The 992-nt window shown below is 71.2% G+C and carries 1 protein-coding gene; it reads right to left on the bottom strand.

What is annotated here, in order from left to right:
- On the bottom strand, window positions 1-992 hold a 992-nt coding region (gene aroC, locus AC31A1_RS51870), incomplete at both ends, for a chorismate synthase (protein ID WP_489659989.1).

Raw genomic sequence — 992 nt, 5'->3', positions numbered from 1 at the left:
ACCGGTCACCACATCCACCGTCTGCAGAGCCCGCGGCACCGTCGCGATCGGCTTCATCCCGGCCCGCACCCGCAGCAGTTCGCCGGTGGACAGGCCGCCCTCGGTGCCGCCGGAGCGCCCGGAGACCCGACGGATGCCCTCACCGGTGTTGACGATCTCGTCGTGCGCCTTGGAGCCGGGCACCCGGGCCAGCTCGAAACCGTCACCGATCTCCACGCCCTTGATCGCCTGGATACCCATCAGGGCACCGGCGAGGCGGGCATCCAGCTTGCGGTCCCAGTGCACATGCGAACCCAGCCCCACCGGAACGCCGTAGGCGAGGATCTCGACCACACCACCGAGGGTGTCGCCGTCCTTGTGGGCCTGGTCGATCTCCGCGACCATCGCCTTCGACGCATCCGCGTCCAGACAGCGCACCGGGTCGGCGTCCAGCCTCTCCACATCGGCCGGCGTCGGCAGCACACCCCGCGGCGCCTTCGCCGACGCCAGCTCGACGACGTGCGAGACGATCTCGATCCCCGCCGTCTCCTTGAGATACGACCGCGCCACCGCACCCAGTGCGACACGGGCCGCGGTCTCCCGCGCGGAGGCGCGCTCCAGGATCGGACGCGCCTCGTCGAAACCGTACTTCTGCATACCGGCAAGATCAGCATGACCGGGGCGCGGCCGGGTCAGCGGGGCATTGCGGGCGAGGCCGGCGAGGATCTCGGGGTCGACCGGGTCGGCCGCCATGACCTGCTCCCACTTGGGCCACTCGGTGTTGCCCACCATGACCGCGACCGGCGAGCCGAGGGTCAGGCCGTGGCGGACACCGCCGAGGAAGGTGACCTCGTCGCGCTCGAACTTCATGCGCGCACCACGCCCATAACCGAGCCGGCGCCGGGCCAGGTGGTCCGCCACCATCTCCGTGGTGATCGGCACACCGGCGGGAAGACCCTCCAGCGTCGCCACGAGTGCGGGACCGTGGGACTCCCCCGCGGTCAGCCAGCGCA

The sequence above is a fragment of the Streptomyces sp. P5F9 genome, assembly GCF_057961495.1.
The sequence above is the reverse complement of the archived record's forward strand: the minus strand, read 5'-3'. Positions and strand labels throughout refer to the sequence as shown.